Source organism: Microcoleus sp. B3-A4 (genome assembly GCF_036705385.1).
Taxonomy (GTDB): domain Bacteria; phylum Cyanobacteriota; class Cyanobacteriia; order Cyanobacteriales; family Microcoleaceae; genus Microcoleus.
Map to the genome: position 1 here is coordinate 156,655 of NZ_JAUBUI010000003.1, position 23,959 is coordinate 180,613.

The window sequence follows — 23,959 nt, forward strand, 5'->3', positions numbered from 1 at the left end:
AACATAGACCCAATACAATAACGCTTAAAATCAGGAATAAAACTATGCTGCCGGAGCAACAACAGAGGATAATGGGCTACTTTATTGAGGAGGCAAAAGACCACCTCAATACGATCGAACAAGGCTTGCTGAATCTGCAAACCACGATCGAAGACCCAGAACTGGTCAACGAAGTATTTAGGGCCGCTCACTCTGTCAAAGGAGGAGCAGCAATGCTGGGGCTGACCAGCATTCAACAAACAGCTCACCGACTAGAAGATAGTTTTAAAGTTTTAAAAGAGTGCAGCGTTAAAGTAGACCAACAGCTAGAGTCCCTTTTTCTGCGAATTTTTGACACATTGCAAGGGCTGTTAGAGCAACTGTCGGGGCCTTTTGGACTGACAGAAGAATTGGGAGAACAGATGGTTCGAGAATTAGAACCAGTATTTGAAGAGCTCAACGGGCACTTGGGAGGACTCGTCGGACACGGAGAACACCATGGAGACGAGAGCTACGCGATGTCAGTACCCGAACCAGTTATGGCGGGGATGGGAGTCGGGGCGTTTGCCTCATCAAGGAGTATTCCGGATTCGCGGTCAGTTTACGCACCTGATGCCAGAGCAACAGAAGACAGCGCGCTGCAGCTAGTATTTGACTCGGACGTGCCCGCGAGGATGCGGGAACTCCTGCAAGAGTTCAAACAGCCCGAGGGGCCAGAAAGCAGGCGGCAACTCAAGAACATTTGTCGGAATTTGCTCAGGGCGGGGGAAGAATTTGGACTGCCTTGCTGGATAGAATTGATTCAAGCTGTATCCAAGGCGATCGCCAACCCAGAAAATACTTACCGCACCTTAGCCCCAACGGTGATCAAAGACATCAAACAAGCGCAAGAACTTGTAATTTCTGGTCTAGAATCGTCGATCGCACCAAGCGCAAAACTTCTGGCGCTGCAGCCGGCTGTTCTGGTTCCCGAAACGGATTTTGAAGATTTGCTGGCCTTCGCTCAACCGAGTAAATCCGGGAAAAATGTGGTTTCTGTTGAGGATGAGGCCTGGGATCTGGTGGGTTCGGGCGATTCCCCGGATGGATTGAACAAGTTGCTGCCGACTATTTCTGGGCTGAGTATAGACGAGCTGTTCGATCAACTCGACAGCGGCGACAGCAACGATGACAGCGGCCTTCGATCCGCCCAGTTCGACGACGATGCCGCCTTCACAGAATCGGATATGGAAACTGGTGCTTTTAGAGGCTCGACCCGCACCGGCCCGGAAGTGGGCGCGGCAGAACTCAACACTTTAGCTGACTTGTTTGACGGCGAGTCGCCGGATCTCGACGGCGCTTGGGAAGAAGAAGAAGACCTCGACTATGCACAGTCTTCTGGGATATCGGCGGCGGGAATGCTGGGGTCAGACGATGACAATTCCGGCGATTTTACTGATTTGTTGTTTGACGAATACGATTCGGAAAGTTCCGAAACGAACACAAAGCCTCCGATTGATGACCTGACGAGTTTGTTTGGGGAGGATTTACTATTTGGAGAGGAGGCAGAGGGCTCGGCAGTAGCTGCCGGTCAGAAAAATGGGGGTTCGAGCCAGCGGTTAACTGGCAAAAAGCTTAAAACGGGTAACGGTAAGGGCGGTTTGGAGCGGCGAGACAACACGGTGGCCCCAGCCAGGGGACAAGCAGACGAAGATGCTCTCGGTACGCTTTTGGACGAAGTGGCCGCCCAAACTTCTGCTGGTGTTACAGACAATGCTGATTTCGATAACTTGTTCGGCGATTTAGGCTTATCTGAAGCAACGGGTGTGCCGGCAGTTTCTTCGGAGTATTCCCTGAAGTCGGAGGCTTTAGACGGAGAATCGAAGGAGCCTGCAGCAGGGGGGGGCAATAATGATTCAGCGGATGCCGAAGCGCTTGGTCTCCCTGAAATGGATGATTTCGAGTTGTTCTCTGAGCTTGGCGAGGACTCGGATTTGAGCGAGCTGTTAGGGATTACTTCTAATTTCCTTTCTTCAGAAGACGAAGGTGGGGAGAACGGGGGCGATCGAGATCGAGCTGCTGGCATCCCACAAAATGAGGAAATGGGCAACGTTCTTAACATGACATCAAATTCTGATTTAGATATCTCTGCGGATGAAAACTGGCTAGAAGATGCTTTCGGCCTGGAAGACGAGTCTGTGCAATCGCTCAACCTGGAGCTGGACGATACCGATTTAGATGCGCTGTTTGGGGATATGACCTCGGGTGCGATTTCTGAGGATGAACAGACTGTGCGGGATCGGCAAGGAGTGGCTACTTCCCGAGAAGCCGCAGATTTGACTGAGCTGTTCGGTTCTGTACCTACGGGTACCGAGTATGACGGAGAAGCTTCGGGGCAAGCCCGTGGGACTTGGCCCAATGATGGGCATTCAGAATTGCTGAGTGCGGATGTGGGAGTTGATGAGGGCGACTTGGGGAGTTTGTTCGAGAACAATGGTGCGGCTGTTTCCGACCAAGGCTTGGCAAATTCGGCAGCGGTTGAACTTGGGGCTTTGTCCGATGGTCCTGATTCAGAAATTTCAAATGTCGAATCTGATGAGGGCGCAGTTTTCGATTTGTTGGAGGATATGTTTGGGGAAGGCATGGTGCAGGACGGCGATGCTGGAGCGGCGCTAGATGGGGGCGAGGCTCTTGATGTTGAGGAATTGTCGGCCCAACTTCCCGATGGTTTGTCCGACGAGGTGAGTGGGGATTTGTTCGATCGAGCCGAAACAGATGGCGCCGGGGAGTCTGAGGGCGAAGATGATTTGTTTGATGCCCTAGAAACGGATTTTTCGAGTGCGGATTTAGAGGCGCTGCCGACAGAATCTCTTGATGGTATGTTTGAGGGCGATGCTGACTTGCTCTCGGCGATGGAAACCGGGGCTACTCTCAACAACGAAGAGTTGGAGGGTTTTGACGATTTGTTGGATTCCATCGATGCTGAGGTTCTGGTGACTTCGGAACTGACGACGGGTTTTTGGGACGCTGAGGACGAGTCGGCCCAGGCTGATTCCTCGGAGTTGGAAGAGGGGTCGCTGGCAGACTTTTTTGCCGAGGGCGAATCAGGCGATGAGGATGACGAAGGCAATTTTGACGATTTAGAAGCACTGTTAATTGCAGGGGGTGCTGGAGCTGTCATAGCAGCTTCTGGGAGCACAAATCAGAGTCCGGTAAATACAGAAGTTTTCTCGGATCTCGAAGAGCTCCTCAGCGAGAGCGCAACTATGCCGGAAATTCCTGCACCGACGACAACTTCTAGTAAAGCTTCGCGCGCTGCCGCCGAGGAGAGCGACGACGAATTTGGCGATTTGGAAAAACTGTTGGAAGATCCCAAGGAGAGCGGCCGCCAAGGGGAAGGCAATATGGGGCAGTCGGCGATCAACAGACCCAGGCGCAATATGCGGGCGGGCGGGTTCGGCGACCAAACGATGCGGGTGCCGGTCAAGCAACTGGATAACCTCAGCAATTTGATGGGGGAACTGGTGGTGAACCGCAACAGTTTGGAGCAAGACCAAGAACGGATGCGGCAGTTTTTGGACAATTTGCTGCACCAGGTAGCGCTGCTGAGCGATGTGAGCCAGCGGACTCAGGATTTCTACGAGCGGAGTCTTTTGGAGATTGCTTTGCTGGCAAACCGTCAGGGACACCGATCGGCCTGGCGCTCTGAGGATTCGGCCCACACTCGGGAAAGTGCCTGGAGACCGGAGGAAATGGACAGGTTTACTCCTTTCCACAGTTTGGCTCAGGAGATTATTGAGCTGATCGTGCGGGTGCGGGAGTCGGCGGCGGACATTGAGTTTTTGGTGGATGAGGCGGATCAGGTGACTCGCCAACTGCGGCAAGTTACTACTCAACTGCAAGAAGGTTTGACTCGCGCCCGGATGAAGCCGTTTGCGGAGACGACGGACAGGCTGTTCCGGGCGGTGCGGGAAATTGCGATTAAGTGCGGGAAGCAGGCTCAGTTGCAGGTTGAGGGTAAGGATATTTTGATCGACAAGATGATTGTGGATCAACTGTATGACCCGATGACTCATTTGGTGAACAATGCGATTACTCACGGGATCGAAGCGCCGGAGGTGCGTCTGGCGGCTGGGAAGCCAGCAGTCGGCAGAATTACCATTCGCGCTTTCCACCAAGGGAACCAAACCGTCGTTTCGGTTTCGGACGACGGGGCGGGAATTGACCCGCAAAGGGTGAAGGCGAAGGCGATTAAGCAGGGTATGCTGACGGCGGCTCAGGCTCAGAGGATGTCTCGCTCGGAAGTTTACGATTTGCTGTTTATGCCGGGTTTCAGCACTCAGGAACAGGCTACAGAGTATGCCGGCCGGGGAGTCGGTATGAATGTGGTGCAGACTTCCTTGCAGGAGATTCGCGGTACTGTGTCGATCGATTCAACCATCGGCAAGGGGACTGTGTTTACGATCCGTTTGCCTCTAGTGTTGAGCATTTCTAAGGCTCTGACTTGCATTAGCGATCGCGCTCGCATTGCTTTCCCGATGGATGGGGTCGAGGACATGATCGATGTGCCTCGCGATCAGGTGACGACGGGGGCGGATGGTTTGCCTTGCATTGAGTGGCGGGGTCAAAGCTTGCCGTTCCGACCGCTGCGGGATTTGCTGGCTTACAGCCGCCATTTGGGTCGGGGCAGTGTTTACGGGTTTAATACTGACGATGACATGATTTCGGTGATTGTGCTGCGGTCTGCCGGCAATTTCTTGGCGGTGCAGGTGGATCAGGTTTCGACGGAACAGGAAATTGTGATCAAGCCGTTAGAGGGGCCGGTGCCGAAGCCGATCGGGATTGCGGGTGCTACGGTGCTCGGGGACGGTCGGATCGTGGCAATTGCGGACGTTCTGGAACTGATCGATTTGGCTACCGGAAGGCTGCGTAAGGACACTGGCGGTACGCTTTGGGATGAGGGCGAGAAGGCTACTAAGGAGGCGGAAATCGAGAAGACTGAGCCGACTGTGCTGATTGTGGATGACTCGATTACGGTGCGATCGCTATTGTCGATTACTTTCGAGAAGTCTGGCTATCGTGTGGAAGAAGCTCGCGACGGTAAGGAAGCTTGGGAAAAGATGAAATCTGGTCTGCCTTGCGATATCGTTTTCTGCGATATTGAAATGCCGAGAATGGATGGTTTGGAACTACTTTCTCGGATGCAAAAGGATGCGGTTTTGTGTGAATTGCCGATTGCGATGCTAACTTCTCGCGGTGCTGACAGACACCGCCAAATGGCTTACAGTTTGGGCGCGAAAGGTTATTTCACTAAGCCTTATTTGGAGGAGCAATTGCTTGATGCTGCTTCTCGGATGTTGAAAGGTGAGGTTGTTGGTGCTCCGGTTGCTGTGTAATGTTTTTATCTGCGTTTATCTGCGGTTGAAAAATGGGAATTTCTTAACCGCAGATGAAAATAGATTCACGCGGATTAACGCAGATAATGTCTAATTTATCTGCGTTAATCTGTGTTTATCTGCCCTCATCTGCGGTTAAAAAATGGGAATTTGTTAACCGCAGATGAAAATGGATTCACGCGGATTGAGGCAGATTTTAGCTCGCGCTTTAGGTTTTGGTGGTAGGCTGGGGAAGTGGGGTGTAGCGGAAGGGCGATCGCTTATTTATGAAAGCTGAAGAACTTTTAGAAAAATATGCCAAAGGCGAACGAAGCTTTACGAACGCACAGTTAAGCGGGATAGACCTCAAAGGTGCAGACTTGAGTGGAATAGACCTACGCGGTGCAAATTTGACGGGAGCGGAGTTGAATGAGGCAACTCTGAACAAAGCAAGCCTCTATGGAGCAGACTTCAGTAGAGCATCCCTGCTAGGCACAAACTTAATCGGGGTGGTAGGTAATAGCGTCAACTTCAGTTTTGCAGACCTCAGCAGTGCTGACTTGAGTATGGCAAACCTCAGTGGGGCAAATTTGAGTAATACTAAGCTGGACAGTGCAAACCTGAGTGAAGCCCAATTAAGCTCTGTATCGTTAACTAAAGCCTCCTTGAAGAACGCAAATTTAAATAGAGCAAATCTGAGCAATTCTAATTTGACGATGGCCAACTTGACAGGAGCAGAATTGATTCAAGTGAACTTAGCAGGTGCTAACCTTGAAAGTGTCAATTTTCAGAGAGCCAAACTCCGAGGTGTCAATCTGTCTGCATTTAACTTATCAGGCGTGAATCTAACTGAGGCTGATATTAGTGCAGCAAACCTCACAGGAACTAATTTGAAAAAAGTTTGTCTGAGAAGAACAAATATAGAAAAAGCTAGTCTAAAACAAGCAAATTTGATGCTAGCAAGGCTGGAGGGAGCCAACCTTAAGAAAGCAGACTTGACTGATGCTCAAACCTATGGTTGGAATATTAACAATGCCGACTTCACTGATGCGATAATGCCAGATGGAGAAATCTATGAGGCTGAAACCTCAGAACCAGAAATCGACTACAAACCGGAAACCTCTCAACAAGAATCCCACAAAGTGACATCTATGACACGCAAAATTATTCGTACTGACAAAGCACCGGCACCCGTGGGCCCTTACAATCAAGCGATCGCCGCTACGGGCACTATGCTGTTTGTAGCTGGTCAAATTGCGATCGACATTAGACTAAACGATATTGTCTATACCGACGACGTGGCAAAACAAACCGAACAAGTTATGGCAAATCTCGAAGCCATTCTCACAGAAGCCGGCGCTACTTGGTTGGATGTCGTAAAAACTACGGTTTTCCTCAAAGATATGAATGATTTTGCCGCTGTGAATGCGGTTTATGCGAAATATTTTGATGCGGAAACTGCACCGGCGCGCGCTTGTGTAGAGGTTTCGCGTTTGCCGAAAGATGTGTTAGTAGAGATTGACTGTATTGCTGTGATTTGATTTCATCTTCTTTGAGAAACCAGGCTTTTTCAATAAGCCTGGTTTGTGGATATTTGGTTTTTTTTATGTTTCTGAGTGATTTAACCGCAGATGGCGCAGAGGGCGCTGAGAAAGAGGGGAGAGAGATGAATAATTTGAACGTTTATTTATAGCAACCGCCGAGGGTAAAGTGCGCGAGTGTATTAACTTCTACAGCCGATCGCACTTTTGTCGATCTGTCGCTGTCGCGCACCTACTCCCAAATCAATCTGAAACTATCAGATTTAATCTCAATTAGCAATTAGAAATTACTAATTACCAGTTACCAATTAGCAATTAGCAATTACTCTACAAGTAATTACCAATTACCAACTGTAAACTATTTATTCAACGCTTCGCGGGCGGCTACCGCTTCGTCGGGATGAATATTCAAGCGGGTCAAATTAATTCGACCTTTATTGTCAATTTCTCGCACTTTGACAATCACTTCATCGTTTACAGCTAACTCGTCTTCCACTTTGCCAACGCGGTAGTCCGCTAACTGCGAAATGTGAATCATGCCTTCTTTTCCTGGCAAAATTTCCACAAAAGCGCCGATCGGAATAATTCGAGTTACGCGGCCGACATACACGTCTCCTGCATTCAACTTGCGCGTCATGCCTTGGACAATGTTGTAAGCCCGCTGAGCTTTTTCGCTGTCGTTGCCGGCAATTGTCACGGTTCCGTCGTCTTCGATGTCTATTTTGACACCGGTTTCTTCGGTGATGGCTTTGATCGTTTTGCCACCAGGCCCAATTACCAAACCGATAAATTCTGGATCGATTTTCAGGGTTAGCAAACGCGGTGCAAACGGCGACATTTCCTTGCGGGGAGTGTCGATGGTTGCCAGCATTCTTTCTAAAATGTGCAGTCTGGCTGGTTTGGCTTGGCGGATGGCATTGGCAATTACATCTAAGGGCAAACCTTTGATTTTCATGTCCATCTGCAAAGCAGTAATGCCGGTGTCGGTACCGGCTACTTTGAAGTCCATGTCGCCTAAAAAGTCTTCAATTGCCTGAATGTCAGTCAAAATTCGGACTTCATCGCCTTCTTTAATTAAGCCCATTGCCGCGCCGCTGACGGGTTGGGAAAGGGGAACGCCTGCATCCATTAATGCTAGCGTTGAGGCGCAAACTGAACCCATTGAGGTCGAACCGTCGGAAGAAAGGACTTCGGAAACTACGCGAATCACGTAGGGGAAATCTTCTTTGGATGGCAAAACCGGCAGTAAAGCGCGTTCTGCGAGGGCTCCGTGACCGATTTCTCGGCGTCCGGGCGATCGCATCGGCTTGGTTTCTGCTACCGAAAACGGCGGGAAATTGTAGTGGTGGAGGTAGCGTTTGTCTTGCTGCGGGTGCAAGTCGTCCCCTAAGTCTTGGGCGTCGCCTGGGGTTCCCAGGGTAGCTGCGGACAAGACTTGAGTCAACCCGCGATTAAACAACCCAGTGCCGTGTACTCGCGACGGCAGCACGCCTACGCGACAAGAAACGGGTCGCACCTCGTCTAGCTTGCGGCCGTCTACGCGGATGCCATCTTCGAGGATCTGCTTCCGCATCATTTTTTTGGTAACGTCTTTGAAAACGTTGCCGATCGCCTTGGTGTTGGCGGTGGCGGCTACTTTTACCGGATCGTCTTCCGGGAGTTCGGCGATCGCAGATTCAACTTCATTTGCCTTAACTTCGTCCAAAGCTGCATTCCGTATTGTTTTGTCTTTTTCAAATCTTGACAAAATGATGCGGATGGGTTCTTGGGCGCGATCGCGAATAAAGTTTTCCAGGGCCGAGTCTAGGGATGGCCGTTCCTCTACCACCAAATCGATCCCCAATTCCGCCATAATTTCGCGCTGCGCTTGAATCAAGTCACAGGCTGCTTCATAGCCGAAGTCGATCGCCTCGATGATATCCTGTTCGGGCAACTGGTTGGCGCCGGCTTCTACCATGATTACTCCGTCAGGAGAACCAGCTACCACGAGATCCAACTCGCCTTCTTTGATTTCGCTGTAGGTGGGGTTGATGATGAAATCGTCCCCTACCAAACCGACTCGCACCGCCGCCATCGGCCCGTAAAACGGCATTTTCGCCAGCAGTATCGCTACGGAAGCCCCAGTCACCGCCAAAACGTCCGGTGGCACTTGTTCGTCCATCGAAACCGTTGTTGCTACAACTTGGATGTCATCTCGCAGCCAGCTTGGAAATAGCGGACGCAGCGGTCGATCGATCAAACGGCCAGTCAAAGTCACTTTTTCTGGAGGACGCCCTTCCCTTCGCAAAAATCCACCGGGAATTTTACCGCCAGCGTAGAGTCTCTCTTCGTAATCCACCAACAGGGGCAGGAAATCAATTCCTTCTCTCCCCTGCGATCGAGTCGCTGTCACCAAAACCGCCGTGTCACCCGACTGAATCAAAACTGCACCGCCTGCTTGAGGCGCTAGTAAACCAATCTTCAGTCTAATATCCCGTCCATCGAAGGATATTGACTTGTCTATCTCTACCATGTAGCACTGCTTCCTTATCTACCACATTCTTTCTCTGTCGGGATCGTAACATTACCACAGGATGTTTGAGAGTCCGACGCCAAAAGACAGGGATAATCGCCTCGCGATCCACTGTCTGCGTCTGGCTTATAAGCATTTATACTCGATAATTATTTTTTGGAGTCTGGGGTCGATTCTCCGGTCGATCGTCCGCTAAACGCCTGAAATAGATGGTACGATGAATTTTCGTTTGGGAATTGGGACGTTGAAGGAAGAAGGAAGAGGGATTTAGGTATCTAGGTCACGGAATAAGCCGTAAGGTGTGCGATAAGTACCTAAATATACAGGTTCTACCTAATTCCTATCTGGCTCAAAATTTCCTCGGTTTGTTTTAAATAAAATTTTCATAAATTCCCTATAAATTCTGTAGTCAATCTCGCACTTAAATACAAATATCAGAATAAAAAAGATGGCAATTTTACACGGCAGTTGGCTACTTGAAAATGAGAAGAGTTGCTTATTTATTTGGGGAGAAACTTGGCGAAAAATTGGGGCAATTGAAACCATAGAATCGGGGATAAATTTACCGCATCCCTTAGCAATGACCGAATCGGAATTTAAGAATTTCCTAAATTCGTTGCACCAGTCGGGAAAACTCAACTGGCAATTACCGGAAACCGCAGAAACTCCACCGGAAAAAAGCAAAAAAACTCGGCGGTCGCCCAAAACTCAAAACGCAGAAATTACCGCCCCAAACTCCTCAATTCAAAGGGAAATTCGGGCGATCGCACTTCCCACCCAAATCTCAGAATCGAACGCAAATCTGATGCCGAAGCACTCAGCCGCAGCACTTGAGGAACCCGCTACAACCGAGGATATTTACCTTTATCCCTGGCAAGTCGAGGGTTTTTGTCTCAACCCTCAAGCAGCTTTTGTGTTCTTGCAATCACTACCGCTTAACAGTACGGAACCCGACTCTTTTGTCGGCTCAGATTTGCGTTTTTGGTCTCATATTGCTAGGTGGAGTTTGGATTTGTTGGCAAGATGCAAATTTTTGCCGGGATTGGAGAAACAGTCCGACGGTTCTGCTATTGCCAAATGGCAACCTCTGTTAGATAGTTCTACAGACATACTCCGCCTCGGCACTTTTGTCAAGCAAATGCCAACTGCTTGCCGAACATATCAGAAGAAGGAAGAAGGAAGAAGGAAGAAGGAAGAAGGAAGAGGGGAAAAGGAAGAAGAAGGAAGAAGGAAGAAGGAAGAAGGAAGAGGGGAAAAGGAAGAAGAATCGAGTCAATTGCCTTTAGCGGTGGATTTGCCGAGGGGGGCTGAGGAATTAGTGTTAGGCTTTTTGAGCAGTATTGTAGATAGTCAAGTGCGATCGGCTGGTAGCTCTACCTTAGACATCAAAGCAGTTTCGCCTGTGCGCGACTGGCTGCAAGCTTTGCAGCAGGAATCTGGGATAGTTCAAGTAGAAACAGCAGCATTGGAAAACTTGGCAACCAAGCTGACTGCTTGGACTGCACCGCTGCAAAACCAATTATCTCAACACAGCCAATTTCGCACTTGCTTTCAACTCATACCGCCGTCCCCTGGTAAAGCCAACTGGAATTTAAATTATTGCTTGCAAGCTGCAGATGAAACCGAATTTTTGGTGGACGCGACAACTGTTTGGAACAACTCTGTCGAGCGTTTGGCTTATGCGGGGCGGACAATAGAATTGCCTCAAGAAACTTTGCTCAGCGGTTTGGGTTTAGCCTCGAAACTTTATCCATTAATTGAACCGAGTTTGCAAGCACAGCGGCCTCAATCTTGCCAATTAAATCCCCTGCAAGCTTACGAGTTTATTAAGTCTGTAGCTTGGCGGTTTGCTGATAGCGGGTTGGGCGTAGTTTTGCCGCCGAGTTTGACAAAGACAGATGGTTGGGCGAGTCGTTTGGGTTTGAGTATTCAAGCGGAAACTCCGAAAGTGACTCCGGCGAAAGGCGGGTTGGGATTGCAAAGTCTGCTAAATTTTAAGTGGGAATTGACGATCGGCGGACAGCGCCTTTCTAAGGCAGAATTTGACAGATTGATCGCGTTGAATTCGCCTTTGGTGGAAATTAACGGCGAGTGGGTGGAGTTGCGCGCGCCGGATGTGAAAGCGGCTCAAACTTTTTTTGCCAGCCGTAAAGAGCAAATGACTCTTTCTTTGGAGGATGCTTTGCGTTTGGCGTCGGGCGATTCTCAGATGATCGAGAAATTGCCTGTGGTGAATTTTGAGGCTACGGGTCAGCTTCAGGAATTGTTGAATACTTTGAGCGATAATCAAGCGGTAAGTGCGATCGCAACTCCGGCTAGTTTCCGAGGACAATTGCGGCCTTATCAAGCGCTAGGAGCAGGCTGGTTAGCATTCTTAGAACGCTGGGGTTTGGGTGCTTGTCTCGCGGACGATATGGGGCTCGGTAAGACCATCGAGCTAATTGCTTTCCTCGTCCACTTACAGGAACAAGATTCTCTAGAAGCGCCAACATTACTGGTTTGTCCGACATCGGTATTGGGCAATTGGGAGCGCGAAGTCAAGAAATTTGGCCCGACGCTGAAAGTATTAGTTCACCACGGAGACAAACGCGCTAAAGGCAAAGCATTTGCGACGGCAATTAAAGGAAAAGATTTAATTATTACCAGTTACGCCCTAGTGTTTCGCGATGCCAAGGAATTTCAAGCCATTAAATGGCAAGGAGTGGTTCTAGATGAAGCGCAAAATATTAAAAATTCCGAGGCTAAGCAGTCGCAAGCGGTGCGGCAAATCGAGGCATCTTTTAGAATAGCGCTGACGGGAACTCCGGTGGAAAATAGACTGCAAGAATTGTGGTCTATTTTGGAGTTTCTCAATCCTGGCTATTTGGGACCGCGCAATTTCTTTCAGCGCCGATTTGCAATTCCGATCGAGAAATACGGAGATAGGGAATCATTGCAGACTTTGCGATCGCTCGTTCGGCCTTTCATCCTCCGCCGCCTGAAAACTGACAAAGAAATCATCCAAGATTTGCCCGAAAAACAGGAGATGACTGTATTTTGTGGGCTGGCAAATCAACAGGCGGTTTTATATCAGAAAATAGTCGAAGAGTCAATAGCGGAATTAGAATCAGCAGAAGGCATTCAGCGCCGGGGAATGATTCTGGCTTTGCTGGTAAAACTCAAGCAACTGTGCAACCATCCGGCTCTTGTGAAAGCAGAAGCTAAGCCGAAAGAATTGGAGATTAAGAGCCAGGAATCGGGGAAATTGCAGCGGTTGGTGGAAATGTTAGAAGAGGTGCTTGCTGAGGGCGATCGGGCTTTAATTTTTACTCAATTTGCCGAATGGGGAAAACTCCTGAAACCGCATCTAGAACAGCATTTAGGGCGAGAAGTTTTGTTCTTGTACGGAGGAATTCGGCAGCAGCAGCGGGAAGAAATGATCGATCGCTTCCAGCACGATCCCCAAGGCCCGCCGATTATGATTTTATCTTTAAAAGCAGGCGGCACAGGTTTGAACTTAACCAGAGCAACCCACGTTTTCCACTATGACAGATGGTGGAATCCCGCAGTAGAAAATCAGGCAACTGACCGCGTATTTCGCATCGGTCAAACTCGCAACGTGCAAGTGCATAAATTTGTCTGCACTGGTACGTTAGAGGAGAAAATACACGATATGATCGAAAGTAAGAAAGCTCTAGCCGAACAAGTAGTCAGCGCCGGCGAAAACTGGCTCACCGAACTCGATACAGACCAACTTCGCAATTTACTAATTCTCGATCGCAATGCTATTATAGAAAACGAAGAAGAATAATATAGCATTTCTCAGAAAAATTAGGTGCTATCGGTCATAGGGCATAGGGCATACCTCACCACGCTTGAGAACCGCTATATGACCCATTCCCAACAGCATGACACGGAAGTCAAGAATACACGGATAGCTGTTTTTTTATTTCTGAAGTCAACATCCCAATTACCAATGCCCGATGCCCAATTCCCGATGCCCAATTCCCAATTCCCAAATAAATGATTGACAGAGAATGGTGGACACAACAGTGGTTAGATTTAATCAATACCTACCGCTTCAAGAAGCGCTTAGAACGTGGCTGGCAGTACGCGCGCGAGGGTAAAGTTCTCAGCATTAAATTTCCCAATCAAGAAGTAATCGCCGTAGTTCAAGGAACAGATCCAAAACCCTATCAAGTTTCTTTAGGACTCGATACGTTGACTGATGAAGATTGGGATTATGTGATTGAAAATATGTCCCAAAGAGCAGTTTTTTCAGCTAAACTCTTAGCAGGAGAAATGCCGCACAATATTGAAGATGTATTTGCAGCAGCAGGCAAAACACTATTTCCGTTAAGCTTATCTGATATTCGATCGCGCTGTAGCTGTCCTGACCCCAAAAACCCTTGCAAACACATCAGTGCAGTATACTACTTATTGGGCGATCGCTTCAGTGAAGACCCCTTCGTACTCTTTCAACTGCGGGGGAGAACCAAAGAGCAAATCTTGACAGCACTCCGTCAAAGACGAGGTACGCAAGGAGAGGAAAATTCCCAACTCAACTCGGGCGAAAATGCCCCCACTACGAATTCTAAATTGCCAAAGGTCGATCGCTTTTGGGAATACAATCAGCAGCTAGAATCATCTTTAGTAGTTATTGTACCGCCGCCCAGCAGCGAGACAGTATTAGATATCTTAGGCCCAATTCCCCTTGCAACCGACGGAAAAGGAACCGCTAGCAAATCCTCCCCGGCATCAGACGCCCTCAAGCAGCATTTTGGCAAAATCTACCAAGCAGTTAGCCAGCAAGCCGTTTTAGCAGCACTGAAACGGGGCGAAGGAGATTAACCTAATTTCATCGCACATAGAATAATAGGGACTATGGCTGATAACAAATCAGGCTTTAATACCCATTTTATTCTTTAGTCCCTCTCTGGTGCAACGAGAGTTTGTCTAGAATAGATTTCAACCGACGAGTCTTACTTTTTGCAGTTTCAGTTTACACTTCCCGCAAATTACTCATAATCTCTATCAATTCCTGGGGGCGTTTAATAAAAAAATCGGGATTGTGTGCCACCAAAGCCTCCTGAGAATTAAAACCCCAACCTACAGCAATTACCTTAATTCCGGTTTTTCGAGCAGCTTCTATATCTCTAATCTCATCTCCCACGTAAACGACTTGTTTAGGATTTATATGTTCTCTTTTTAGCCAGCTATTAATAACTTTATGTTTGCCAAAAGTTGAACCAGAGTAAATAAATGTAAAAGTGTCTGGCAAACCATTTTTTTCCAGCGAGGCCAAGACGTTTTCTCTGGAATTAGATGTGATTATGCCCAGTTGAAATCCCTGTTTTTTTAAATCTAGTAAAACTTCTTTAATTCCCGGAAATAACTGAATATTGGGAATTTCGCTGCGTAACTCTGCTTTCAACCTTCTAATCAACAGCGGGAATTTGAAGATAGAAATGCCCGAATACTGAAGGACTTGCCAAGAAGTTAAATTGCTCAGTTGAGCGATTTGCTCTTTGGTGGCAGACTTAAAGCCTAATTCTACTGACAAACGGTTGGTGATGCTTAGAAGAATATCGATTGTATCTGCTAAAGTACCGTCAAAATCAAAAATAATTACTTGGGTCATTGGACAATAGCAAATAAGGAACGGGCGAGCATACAATTTTAGATTTTAGATTTTAGATGGGGAATGACTTACTGCATAATCTATGGGCTCTTGGCGATCCGTACACACCCTAGGGTTATTATCTATAAGGTAATGTGCCCCCTAAGCACCCTGAGCGCGAATATCTCAACTTTTAAGGGTTAATTTGATTTGCTTTCGCATTTCGCCGCAGCATTTCGGGTTTTATGCGCCGCAGCGCCGAAGCTGTAAATCTGCGGTTCCATTCTTCGTCGGAAATGTCGGCTAATTCTGCAAGTGTAGGCGCTATATTTTCAGGATAAGGCTCAAACTCTGCAACACCAGTTGGTTTAGCAAATCGCTGATTCCAAGGACAAACATCCTGACAAATATCGCAACCTGCTACCCACCCTTGTAAATTAGATGCAATTTCGTCGGGCAATTTTTCGGCTCGATTCTCGATCGTGTGATAAGCTATACATCGATCGGCATTCACCACAAAAGGCTCAGTAATTGCCCCCGTCGGACACGCCTCAATGCAGCGAGTGCAAGTACCGCAATGTTCCGTATGGGGTTCATCGGGCGCTAACTCCAAATTAGTCAAGATTTCTCCCAAAAACACCCAAGAACCGTATTCGCGCGAAATTACATTACCATTTTTGGCAATCCAGCCAATCCCTGCACGCTGCGCCCACATTTTATCTTGAATCGGCCCGGTATCAGCATAATACCGCGCTTCAATTCCCTCGCCTTGCGATCGCACCCAATTTGCCAAAACCTTCAGTTTTTTGTGCAGGATTTTGTGATAATCCCTTCCCCAGCCGTAACGAGAGATTTTGGCATATTCGGAACCGCCCGGGCGTTGGTGAGGCGTGTAGTAATTGATTGCGACACATATTAAGGATTTCACCTCTGGCATTGCAGCGCGAATATCCTGACGTTTCGGGTTAGCCATCCATGCCATATCCGCCTGATAGCCTTTATCCAACCATGCCTGCAACCTTTGTGCATCCTTGTCAGTGCCCTCGTCTACCAAGGCTATCCCAACCTTGTGAAATCCCAACTCTAGGGATTTTTGCTTAACCAAAATGCTGCTAATGGGCGCTTTCATTTGACACCAGGCAAATATTTACCTTTTTTATTGACTATTTTGATTTTATATGATATGTAAAGCGATTTTAATGATTGGTTTCCTAAATAAACTAATTCGGCGCACAGTCTAGTGACGGCGATCGCAATTTACCAAACCATTGATCATAGTTTTATAACTCAGCTATATGTAATTTATATTTGCAAAGTTTAACAAAACGTTACATAATTTAATCAAGGGAGCTTGACGTTTCCTAACTCCAGTACCTCACTACAACCACAAATCCCAAAGGATACACATGGCAGTTAGTATTCAATCAGCTCAATCTATTTTCTCCAACATCGAGATTGCTAGCGCTGTTCCGGCTACCACCGAAGCATTTTACAAACTCAGCGTTGAAGACCAACTAGCCTTGCTCTGGTATGCCTACACCGAAATGGGTATTTCCATCACCGCAGCAGCTCCCGGAGTAGCCAGCATGGCGCTTGTTGAAGGCATACTGAGCGAAATCAAGCAAATGCCGCCGGCTGCTCAAAGCAAAACCATGTTTGACCTAGCTAGCAACGCCGACACAACGATCGGTCGGATTTACACTTCCTTGCGCGTCAACACCAAACTCGGTTTCTGGTACGAGTTGGGACAGTTGATGAAACAGGGCGTTGTCGCTCCGATCCCCGCTGGCTATCAAATGTCTCCCGAAGCCACCACAGTTCTCGAAACCATCAAGAAACTAGATCCCGGCCAGCAAATTACCGTACTTCGCAACACCGTAGTTCACATGGGCTACGACCCCGATTTCAGCCAAGAGTACGGCAAACGCTCAGCCCCCCGCAGCACTCCCACCGCTCCAGAAGAGCGGGTGAAAACCAAAATTGAGGGTATCAGCGAGCAGACTGTCCTCAACTACATCGACTACATGAACGCCTTCGACTTCACCCCAGCCGTCGGTTTATTTGCTGAAGAAGGGGCCCTGCAACCGCCTTTCCAAAAGCCGATCGTTGGTCGCGAAGCTATCCTCAACTATATGCGGGAAGAGTGCATCGGACTGAAAATGATGCCGCAGCAAGGCGTATCGGAACCCGCAGAAGATGGCTACCGCCAAGTGAAAGTCACCGGCAAAGTCGAAACTCCCTGGTTCGGATCGAATGTGGGAATGAACATCGCGTGGCGGTTTTTGCTCGATCCCCAAGGTCAAATTTTCTTTGTGGCGATCGACTTGTTGGCATCTCCTAAGGAATTGCTCAATTTGATCCGCAAATAGAATATTCTTGTTGGCTCTGTTAAACAGACTTCGCCAGAAACCCAGATGCCATTAGGTGTCTGGGTTTATATAATTTTAGATTTTAGATTTTAAATTTTAGATTGAATGATTGAAGGATAGAAAATGACTGATGGTATTAGGGTTTGCAGCTTGGCTACACTTGTATTTTTTGACAGTAGTATTGATTTTAGTCGATCGCTCTCAAAGCTGCGCTCGACGCTCTCCGGTTCCCGGCTCCTCCTTTTTTCGGAGAATTATTTTCCTACCCTTACTTATATCTTTTGAGGGATTTGCTGCGACAAAGAGAATGATTACAGTATACTCATTCATTTGAAATCACTTGTTTTATGACCGCCACAACTCGACCTATTTTAACTAGCTCTATAAAGATTCCCGGCATCACAATGCCAGGGATACTGCAATATTTTGAAACTTTAAACGCGGGCGATTTTGAAGCGACGGCTAATTTATTTGCCGATGATGGGGTTCTGCACGCGCCGTTTGAAGAGCCAATTATTGGCAGCATCTCGATAGCCACTTATCTCAAAAAAGAAGCACGAGGAATGCAGCTCGAACCGCAGCAAGGTGTCAGCCAAATTTTAGAAGATGGCAAGGTAGAAGTTCAGGTCAGCGGCCGGGTGCAAACTTCCGCATTTGGTGTTAACGTCGGATGGTTGTTCTTGCTCAATTCTGACCAAAAACTCCTTTCTGTCACCGTCAAACTGTTAGCTTCTCCCCAAGAATTGCTAAATCTGCGGTCACAGAAGAAATAAGATGTTTGATAAGCTGTTTCACATTTAAATTGCCTATTTGGGTTTGACCTGTCGATCGCACGTAATAGCTACAATCGTGCGATCGACAGGTTAATTGGCTTTTTCTGGCAAGAATGAGGCAGAAACGGGGTTTTTATGCAAATCTTTGGTGAAGTGCCACTCACGGTATAAAAATTCCGTTTCTTCGGTATTTGTGCGATCGGGACTGTATTCGTACAATCTTACAGTCTCGCGTTGGACCGACTATACGGAACGACAAAGTGGCTGTCACCGCAGCGTGCGACAGACAGCCCAAGCGAGTCAAAAAGTGCATTGCCAATCACTAATCACTCATGACTAATGACTAAGCACTAATTAAGATTTTTCCGGCAAACTCGCTTCCAACTTTAGACAGTTGCGACCGTCTATTTGCAAAGTGTAGTCCACCCGATCCATAAGTCTGCTCATAATCAGCCAGCCGTAGCCGCTTTCCTGTTTAGCTTCCGGCCTCGGGGGATTGTAAGTATCCATTTCGTAACCTTTACCGTAATCCCAAATTTCTAAACCAATATCCCTATTTTTTAAATTCAAACGAATTAACACGGGCAAATTGGGTTGATCTTTGTGAGCATGGCGGATCACGTTAGAATAGGCTTCTGCTAACACCAAGCGCAAACGATTCGACTGACGTGGCCAATCGACGTGCTCTCCTAGCTCTACTTCCAAACTGCTCAGCAACCAATTTTCAACAATTGTTAAAAATCGCAAGTCGCTTGGCACATGAAGCTCAGTATTCATAAAAAAATCCCGTAAGTTTGAAAACCCTGTGTCTTCACACCAGGTATGAAACACGATGCGCCGAATGGATTCGGCTTCAATACTTGTCGCTACTGGGGGGATACCAGCCTTTTCTGTTTAAAAATCAGGCATTCATGACTCGGTAGAAGGCAGAGGTTAAGAGTATATTTGAAAACTTTAGTTATGGGCCTAAAGCCCACTAACAATTGATAATTATACCGAGACTGCAAGCAGCGAGGTATAAAAAATCAGTGTTTCAATCCTTGGCTTTTAAGCGTTGGTTTTTTCTCACGAATGCCTTCTACGTTAACCTTTTACAGGCGTTTAATCCCCCAGGAAAGCGATTCAGGAAACTAGCTGCGCCATCGCCGGCTAGGTTTTTTACTGTTGACGATAACGCCGTCCTTTGCAGGACTAATCTATGAACCGTCAACAAGCAGGGGTTAAGTTTTTTCGACTCTCACCCCCGACTATGCGCCGGGAGTCGCTGACAGATTCAAAGAACCTCCAGAGAGAGTATGGTTTGGTCGTCTTCCTGAACGGGATTGTCGGCTCGGATGTGAGCCAACAAATTGTCCAAGTTGAAAGAACCAGGTTCCTGAATCAAGAGTTGCCAAAGCCCTTCTTGTTGTAGCATAGAACGGGTTGGTACACCCCCTGCGACCGCTTCAGTGGTCACGCTCGCTTCAGTAATTCCGTCACTCGTCAGCAGAAATACATCTCCTGACTTTAATTCGATCGTACCTGCTTTCCCTCTCCAAACTGGTAGTATCCCCAAGGGAATGCCACGAGCTTTCAGGAAATTCGGCTCGGCTGGCGTTTTACCGCTAGCGGCTTGAGCTTTCACCTCCGAGTGAGACCAAACAATCGGGTAAATGTGACCGGCATTAGCAAACGCGAGGTGTCCCGTTGACGGAGTGTAACGAGCTACAACCATTGTAATAAAATGGTTGTTGCCGATCAGGTCGTCAGACATACTGCTATTCATGTTCTGCATAACTTGATCGGGTTCTGGAGAAACTTCTTGGGAAAGTTCCCGCCGCATCACCGAAATCGCGCTCGCCATAAATAGAGCAGCCGGAACTCCCTTACCCGAAACATCTCCCACCGCTATCCAAATATCCCCTTGGGAGTGGACGTAAACTTCAAAAAAGTCGCCCCCAACTTCCCGCGCGGGATAACAGCAAGCTTGCACCCTGACAGTTTCAAAATCCGGCCAACTTTGGCGCAACAAGTTTGTTTGGATTTGGCGAGCCACTTCCAACTCGTTTTGCATCTGCTTGGCTAAATCCAGAGTGCGCTGGTAGAGCTTAGCTTGAGACAGGGCCAGAGCAGCTTGAGCTGCTACACCTTCTATTAACTCTATATCTTCTGCCGACCAAGGGTTAGTGCCGCCAATCTGGGACAAAGCCAGTACCGCCAGCAATTCTTGCTGGTAAGTCAGGGGCACGGCAATCTCAACCGAGTTACCATGCCCCCCACTGTTTGAGTTCACTTGAGTTTGGCGGGTGGCTACAGCTTGAACCAGCAAATTTTCATCAAAAGAAAAGCTACTGGCATCGTCGGTTTGGGCTTGGTAGGGGAAGGTACTCGGCAATAGTCGATCGCTCTCTACCGGCCGCAGCATACAATAGTTGGCCTCAAAAGTTTGACCTACGGTTTGAACAATAGTTTGTACCATACTAGAGTAATCTAGCGACCCGCGAATGACGCTCATTACCTCATTGAAAAGAGATTCCTTGCGTAAAGCGCGGCGCAGTGCAACGCTGCGCTGCTTGTAGTATTTGTAAGTTTCTGAGGCTTGATTGATCACCAATTTGAGTTCTTCTGGATTCCACGGTTTGGTGATGTATTTGAAAACTTGACCTGAGTTGATGGCCTCAACCAAATCTTCAACATCGGTGTATCCCGTTAGCAGAATCCGAATCGTATCGGGAAATCGCTCGACTGTTTTCCCCAAAAACTCGGTGCCATTCATTTCTGGCATCCGCTGGTCAGATATAATCACCGCCATCTCGCCCTGTTCGTCTAGAACTTCCAGGGCGCTGAGCGCGCTATCTGCTTTGTAAACCTGAAAGTCGCGTCGAAACGTCCGGTACAATAAATCCAAGTTGTCGGGTTCGTCATCGACTACCATCAGTTTCAGCTTGCTTCCATCTCCCCGACTCATCTTTCTTCCCCCTTGAAAACCCCCACCATAGCTGTAATCAGCAAGGTGGCGGGAGGAAAAGGGGGGCTGGATATATGCAACATATCAGTTACGTCAAGTTGAGTTAAAGAAACCCGTTTTACCTCAAGGTGAGCATTCCTTTCGCACCATCTGTTCGCACAACAGATGAGAGGCTTTCGATACTGTAACCCGCCTCGGTAGGCCGCTTCAATAGGGAAAATTCCCGAGTCAGCTTTTACGCTGTGATACGAGCAATGACCTTGTTAGCAGTCGGTACTTTTCTAAACACACCAGCATTCAAAACGGCTAATTAATGCTCTGATTGCAGAGTTCTTAACTAGCTGGGCACTGTCCTCGGTGTGAATTTTAACACTTACTACTAACGCAAGTATTGCTACCTAAGTCTGGTCAACACCGGCTGTATTTCAAACCGCACTGTACCCGGAGGGTTAGTGGTGGGTTGTTGGCGCTATTCCCTACATCTTTGCCGAATCGCACTTGATTGCTGCATTCAAGTCCCCCTAATCTCTGAACTTTTTGCAGCAAGCATATTACTACGACTGCCGAATCAAGTTAATCTTTCTGCCAGTCTGAGCTTAGCAGAACGAGAGCGGGGATTTCTAGCTACTTCTTCGGATTGTGGCCCGATCGGCTTTTTTGTCAGTACCTGCAAATTGGGTGTTCCTCTGAGTTGGTGCTTGACTGGTCGGTCTTCCAGACTGTGAAATGTAATGATTCCGATTCTCCCACCTGGTTTTAACCACCTTGGCGCTTGGTGGAGGAAAGTATCTAAAGAAGCGAGTTCGGAGTTGACAGCTATCCTTAAAGCTTGGAAGGTGCGGGTGGCTGGATGAATTCTGCCGTTGCGCTGCTTGGGGGGGAAGCTGGAGGCGATCGCCCCTGCAAGTTCTGTTGTAGTTTGAAAAGGACGCCCTTGCACAATGCGCCTCGCGATGCGCCGCGACAGCCGCTCCTCGCCGTACTTGTAAATAATATCCGCTAGTTTAACTTCTTCCCAGTGGTTGATAATCTCTTCTGCCGTCAAAGATTGCTGCTGGTTCATACGCATATCTAGTTGAGCTGGGTGGCGAAAACTAAATCCTCGTTCCGGTGTATCGAACTGAGCAGAGCTGACGCCCAAGTCTGCTATGATACCATCAAATTCGGCTTCTGAGGACTGATATTCAGCAAAGTTGCCGTGCCAAAACTCAACGGGCGAGTTGGCAAATCTGGCTTGGCAAAAACGGATGGCTTGTTCATCGCGGTCGATCGCCACCACTGAAACATCTGGCGCCGCAGCTAAAATCAAACTCGTATGTCCGCCGCCCCCAAGCGTAGCGTCCAAATAGCGGCCGCCTGGACGCACAGCCAAACCCGCAATTAATTCTTGACCCAAAACAGGAACGTGATAGGTGTCAATACTGACATCCGATCCAGGGGTATCCTTCTCACAGAGCTCGATATCCTTCATAATCTATAACAGCCAAACAAAAATCAACAATAGTCAGTAATCATTAATTCATTTAATTATGTCAAGAATTGAGACTAGAACCGAACCGATGGTGCTCAACATGGGGCCGCACCACCCTTCCATGCACGGGGTACTCCGGTTAATTGTCACCCTGGACGGGGAAGACGTAGTTGACTGCGAGCCTGTTTTGGGCTATTTGCACCGCGGGATGGAAAAAATTGCCGAAAATCGCACCAACGTGATGTACGTGCCCTACGTGAGCCGCTGGGACTATGCGGAGGGGATGTTTAACGAAGCGGTGACAGTAAATGCACCGGAAAAGTTGGCGAATATTGCTGTCCCCAAACGGGCGAGTTACATTCGGGTAATCATGCTGGAGTTGAACCGGATTGCTAACCATTTGTTGTGGTTGGGGCCGTTTTTGGCGGACGTGGGGGCGCAAACTCCTTTTTTCTATACTATGCGCGATCGCGAGATGATTTTGGACTTGTGGGAAGCAGCCACAGGTTATCGCATGGTGAATAATAACTATTTCCGCATCGGCGGAGTTGCCGCGGATTTGCCCTACGGTTGGGTAGATAAGTGCGAAGATTACTGCGATTATTTCATTCCCAAAATTGACGAGTACGAACGTTTAATTACCAACAATCCAATCTTCCGCCGCCGGATTGAAGGCTTGGGTACTATTTCTCGCGAAGAAGCGATTAACTGGGGACTTTCGGGCCCCATGTTGCGCGCTTCCGGCGTTAAGTGGGATTTGCGGAAAGTTGACCATTACGAATGTTACGACGACTTCGACTGGGAAGTTTGTACCGAAGCTGCTGGCGATTGTTTGGCCCGGTATGTGGTGCGGATTCGCGAGATGCGCGAGTCGGTTAAGATTATCTATCAAGCCTTGAAAGGACTCCCCGGTGGCTCTTACGAGAATTTGGAAGCCAAGCGCTTAGAAAGCGGGCCCAAATCTGAATGGAATGGTTTTGACTATCAGTTTATTGGCAAAAAAGTTGCGCCGACTTTTAAGATTCCGAAGGGCGAACATTATGTCCGCGTTGAAAGCGGCAAGGGTGAGTTGGGGATTTATATTATCGGGGATGATACTGTGTTTCCCTGGCGCTGGAAGATTCGGACTGCGGATTTTAATAATTTGCAGATTTTGCCTCACATTGTGCGCGGTGTGAAGATTGCGGATTTGGTGGCAATTTTGGGAAGTATCGACATTATTATGGGGTCGGTTGACAGGTAGGTTTTGTCGGTTTTTATCTGATAATTTAACCCGGTTTTTTTGTGGAACCGGGTTAATTTTTTTCAACCGCAGATGAACGCGGATAAACGCGGAACGTCGCTAAAATGTACCTTATTTCTCTCTTGTCTCTTCCTCTGTGCCCTCTGCGCCCTCTGCGGTTAATAAAAAAAA

Annotated in this window: 14 protein-coding genes; 7 read left to right on the forward strand and 7 right to left on the reverse strand. The window is 48.0% G+C overall.

Annotated elements, in window-relative coordinates; genetic code table 11:
- The first annotated feature begins 44 nt into the window (after positions 1-44).
- Positions 45-5,354 (forward strand): response regulator, encoded by a 5,310-nt coding sequence (locus QUB33_RS03030; protein WP_333347032.1) that lies wholly within the window; start codon positions 45-47, stop codon positions 5,352-5,354.
- Between the two features lie 266 nt (positions 5,355-5,620).
- On the forward strand, positions 5,621-6,874 hold the full coding sequence (locus tag QUB33_RS03035; RefSeq protein WP_333347035.1) for a Rid family detoxifying hydrolase: 1,254 nt from the start codon (positions 5,621-5,623) through the stop codon (positions 6,872-6,874).
- A 358-nt stretch (positions 6,875-7,232) separates the two neighbouring features.
- Here QUB33_RS03035 and QUB33_RS03040 read toward each other — a convergent pair whose 3' ends face one another.
- Positions 7,233-9,386 (reverse strand): polyribonucleotide nucleotidyltransferase, encoded by a 2,154-nt coding sequence (locus tag QUB33_RS03040; protein WP_333347038.1) that lies wholly within the window; start codon positions 9,384-9,386, stop codon positions 7,233-7,235.
- A 448-nt stretch (positions 9,387-9,834) separates the two neighbouring features.
- Here QUB33_RS03040 and QUB33_RS03045 point away from each other — a divergent pair, with 448 nt between their 5' ends.
- On the forward strand, positions 9,835-13,176 hold the full coding sequence (locus QUB33_RS03045) for a DEAD/DEAH box helicase (protein ID WP_333347041.1): 3,342 nt from the start codon (positions 9,835-9,837) through the stop codon (positions 13,174-13,176).
- 212 nt (positions 13,177-13,388) lie between these two features.
- A complete protein-coding gene (locus tag QUB33_RS03050; RefSeq protein ID WP_333347044.1) occupies positions 13,389-14,216 on the forward strand; it encodes an SWIM zinc finger family protein in 828 nt (275 codons plus the stop codon).
- Between the two features lie 151 nt (positions 14,217-14,367).
- On the opposite strand, the gene QUB33_RS03055 is transcribed toward QUB33_RS03050, so the two are convergent.
- Together QUB33_RS03055 and queG are read right to left on the reverse strand one after the other, a co-directional pair.
- A complete protein-coding gene (locus QUB33_RS03055) occupies positions 14,368-15,006 on the reverse strand; it encodes an HAD-IA family hydrolase (protein WP_333347047.1) in 639 nt (212 codons plus the stop codon).
- A gap of 172 nt (positions 15,007-15,178) precedes the next feature.
- Entirely contained in the window at positions 15,179-16,114 is a 936-nt protein-coding gene (gene queG, locus QUB33_RS03060; protein ID WP_333347050.1) for a tRNA epoxyqueuosine(34) reductase QueG, read from the reverse strand.
- A 277-nt stretch (positions 16,115-16,391) separates the two neighbouring features.
- Between queG and QUB33_RS03065 the strand changes: the two genes are divergently transcribed.
- A complete protein-coding gene (locus QUB33_RS03065; RefSeq protein WP_333347053.1) occupies positions 16,392-17,354 on the forward strand; it encodes an orange carotenoid protein N-terminal domain-containing protein in 963 nt (320 codons plus the stop codon).
- Between the two features lie 347 nt (positions 17,355-17,701).
- Positions 17,702-18,127 (forward strand): nuclear transport factor 2 family protein, encoded by a 426-nt coding sequence (locus tag QUB33_RS03070; protein WP_333347056.1) that lies wholly within the window; start codon positions 17,702-17,704, stop codon positions 18,125-18,127.
- A 90-nt stretch (positions 18,128-18,217) separates the two neighbouring features.
- On the opposite strand, the gene QUB33_RS03075 is transcribed toward QUB33_RS03070, so the two are convergent.
- The 4 genes from QUB33_RS03075 to rsmH form a co-directional block, all read right to left on the reverse strand.
- Complete coding sequence (locus QUB33_RS03075) at positions 18,218-18,346, reverse strand: hypothetical protein (RefSeq protein WP_333347060.1); 129 nt, start codon at positions 18,344-18,346, stop codon at positions 18,218-18,220.
- Positions 18,347-18,481: 135 nt separating this feature from the next.
- A complete protein-coding gene (locus tag QUB33_RS03080) occupies positions 18,482-18,904 on the reverse strand; it encodes an ATP-binding protein (RefSeq protein ID WP_006633914.1) in 423 nt (140 codons plus the stop codon).
- Positions 18,905-19,400: 496 nt separating this feature from the next.
- Positions 19,401-21,074 (reverse strand): SpoIIE family protein phosphatase, encoded by a 1,674-nt coding sequence (locus tag QUB33_RS03085; RefSeq protein WP_333169350.1) that lies wholly within the window; start codon positions 21,072-21,074, stop codon positions 19,401-19,403.
- Positions 21,075-21,642: 568 nt separating this feature from the next.
- Positions 21,643-22,545, reverse strand: a complete 903-nt coding sequence (gene rsmH, locus QUB33_RS03090) for a 16S rRNA (cytosine(1402)-N(4))-methyltransferase RsmH (protein ID WP_333347063.1) — start codon at positions 22,543-22,545, stop codon at positions 21,643-21,645.
- A gap of 58 nt (positions 22,546-22,603) precedes the next feature.
- On the opposite strand from rsmH, the gene QUB33_RS03095 reads away from it, so the two are divergent.
- Positions 22,604-23,788 (forward strand): NAD(P)H-quinone oxidoreductase subunit H, encoded by a 1,185-nt coding sequence (locus tag QUB33_RS03095; protein WP_333347066.1) that lies wholly within the window; start codon positions 22,604-22,606, stop codon positions 23,786-23,788.
- The last annotated feature ends 171 nt before the right edge of the window (positions 23,789-23,959 follow it).

Bases quoted from the DNA above. Each gene is read 5' to 3' on its own strand.
- QUB33_RS03030 (WP_333347032.1), top strand. From the start codon at position 45: ATGCTGCCGGAGCAACAACAGAGGATAATGGGCTACTTTATTGAGGAG.
- QUB33_RS03035 (WP_333347035.1), top strand. From the start codon at position 5,621: ATGAAAGCTGAAGAACTTTTAGAAAAATATGCCAAAGGCGAACGAAGC.
- QUB33_RS03040 (WP_333347038.1), bottom strand. From the start codon at position 9,386: ATGGTAGAGATAGACAAGTCAATATCCTTCGATGGACGGGATATTAGA.
- QUB33_RS03045 (WP_333347041.1), top strand. From the start codon at position 9,835: ATGGCAATTTTACACGGCAGTTGGCTACTTGAAAATGAGAAGAGTTGC.
- QUB33_RS03050 (WP_333347044.1), top strand. From the start codon at position 13,389: ATGATTGACAGAGAATGGTGGACACAACAGTGGTTAGATTTAATCAAT.
- QUB33_RS03055 (WP_333347047.1), bottom strand. From the start codon at position 15,006: ATGACCCAAGTAATTATTTTTGATTTTGACGGTACTTTAGCAGATACA.
- queG (WP_333347050.1), bottom strand. From the start codon at position 16,114: ATGAAAGCGCCCATTAGCAGCATTTTGGTTAAGCAAAAATCCCTAGAG.
- QUB33_RS03065 (WP_333347053.1), top strand. From the start codon at position 16,392: ATGGCAGTTAGTATTCAATCAGCTCAATCTATTTTCTCCAACATCGAG.
- QUB33_RS03070 (WP_333347056.1), top strand. From the start codon at position 17,702: ATGACCGCCACAACTCGACCTATTTTAACTAGCTCTATAAAGATTCCC.
- QUB33_RS03080 (WP_006633914.1), bottom strand. From the start codon at position 18,904: ATGAATACTGAGCTTCATGTGCCAAGCGACTTGCGATTTTTAACAATT.
- QUB33_RS03085 (WP_333169350.1), bottom strand. From the start codon at position 21,074: ATGAGTCGGGGAGATGGAAGCAAGCTGAAACTGATGGTAGTCGATGAC.
- rsmH (WP_333347063.1), bottom strand. From the start codon at position 22,545: ATGAAGGATATCGAGCTCTGTGAGAAGGATACCCCTGGATCGGATGTC.
- QUB33_RS03095 (WP_333347066.1), top strand. From the start codon at position 22,604: ATGTCAAGAATTGAGACTAGAACCGAACCGATGGTGCTCAACATGGGG.